Source organism: Pseudomonas sp. IT-P294 (assembly GCF_949767865.1).
Taxonomy (GTDB): domain Bacteria; phylum Pseudomonadota; class Gammaproteobacteria; order Pseudomonadales; family Pseudomonadaceae; genus Aquipseudomonas.
The window spans coordinates 1-1,903 of the sequence record NZ_CATKQW010000025.1 but is presented as its reverse complement, the minus strand read 5'-3'; the positions used below and the strand labels follow the sequence as shown (position 1 = coordinate 1,903).

General features: G+C 55.7%; 1 protein-coding gene. It reads left to right on the top strand.

Annotation, left to right across the window (positions count from 1 at the left end; all coding sequences use genetic code 11):
• Window positions 1-1,903, top strand: a 1,903-nt coding sequence (locus ACM6I0_RS18935; protein ID WP_414923005.1) for a condensation domain-containing protein, incomplete at both ends; no start/stop codon positions are given.

Genomic DNA, 1,903 nt, shown 5'->3' with positions numbered 1-1,903 from the left:
TGCGTTTGTGCTCATGGAAACCTTCCCCCTCACCGCAAATGGCAAGCTTGATCGCAAGGCTTTGCCTGTTCCGCAGGAGGGTGCCTTTGTCCATGCGGCATACGAGGCGCCGTTGGGTGAGACCGAGGTCATCCTTGCCGGAATCTGGTCAGAGTTGCTTGGCGTTGAACAAGTTGGTCGCCATGACAACTTCTTTGCCCTTGGCGGCCATTCGCTAATGGCTGTGCGGTTGGTCAGTCGCATAGCCTCCTTCGGGGCTGAGTTGCCTCTTGCAACCCTGTTCGCATCTCCAACGCTCAAGGCTGTGGCTTCGGCGATTGAAGTTCAGTGCAACGTTAGCGCTGTGGCGCGTACGTCGATCAGGACCATCTCTCGAAGCGGGTCCTTGCTGCCGTCTTTTGCTCAGCAGCGACTGTGGTTTCTGGCGCAACTCGATAGTGGAATCAGCGATGCCTATCACATCCCATTGGCGATGAGATTGCGAGGCCAGTTGAACATGGCGGCTTTGCAGCAGGCCCTTGATGCGCTGTGGTCGCGCCATGAGGCATTGCGCTCGGTCTTTTTCACTAAAGAGGGGGAGCCAGAGATACGACTACTGGGCTGTGAAAAAGGTTTGCCATTGCGCCAGATTGATCTCCACGATCGACCGATCAAGGACCCGTGTGCAGAGACAGAGCTTTTAAGGCTTTGTGCCGACGAGGCTCGGACACCCTTTGATCTCGAAACAGGGCCGCTGATCCGGGCTTGCTTGATCCGGGTGGCTATTGCTGAATCTGTCTCCTCCTCATCTACTGATGAACATGTATTGCTACTTACACAGCACCACATCGTTTCGGATGGCTGGTCGCTCGGCATACTTTTGCCTGAGCTCAGTTCGCTGTATACGGCTTTCAGCAATCATGAGGACAGTCCATTGCCGCCACTGGCGATTCAATATCCGGACTATGCGGCATGGCAGCGCCAACGGCTGTCGGGGGCGCGCTTGAATGAGCAGGCGGCTTACTGGAAACAGGCGCTGGCAAATACGCCTACGCTGCTCGATCTGCCAACGGACAGGCGGCGGCCTGAGCAGCAATCCCTTGTGGGTGGCTCTGTGCCGATAGAACTAGGTGCGGAGCTGACAACAGCCCTCAAGCGTTTTAGTCAGCAGCAGGGCGTGACTCTGTTCATGACCCTGTTGTCGGCTTGGGCGATAGTACTGTCACGGTTGTCGGGGCAAGAAGATATTGTGATCGGAGCACCAAGTGCCAATCGGGGCCATTGCGACATTGAGCCGCTGATCGGCTTCTTCGTCAACACGCTGGCGATGCGAATTGATCTAGGCGAAAACCCGAGCGCTGCCGACTTTATTGCTCGAGTGCGAGAGAGGACACTTCAGGCCCAGGATTATCAGGATCTGCCGTTTGAGCAGGTGGTGGAGATAACGCAGCCGCCAAGACGGTTGAGCCATACGCCGCTGTTTCAGGTGATGTTTGCCTGGCAAAACCATGATGCAGGCGAATGGGCCTTACCCGGCCTTGAAGCTAGCCCGGTTGGTTCTACCTATGAGGTAGCCCGGTTCGATCTTGAGCTGAACCTGGCCGAAGCGGGCGATCGAATCGTGGGAGCTCTTGGCTATGCGGCTGCATTGTTTGACGCGGACACGATCAAGCGCCATGTGGGATATCTGAAGTCTGTCCTCGCCGAGATCATCAGGGATGCCAGCCAGGCTATAACTGTAATCGACCTGCTTGATGCATCTGAGCGCACATTGTTGCTCAAAACATGGAACTCGATGGATGTGTACCGTCCAGTTCATCTGTGTATGCATCAGATATTCGAGGAGCAGGTTGCTTTAAATCCTGAGGCAACGGCATTGGTCTTTGGGGCAGAGACGCTCAGCTATGGCGAGCTCAATACCCGA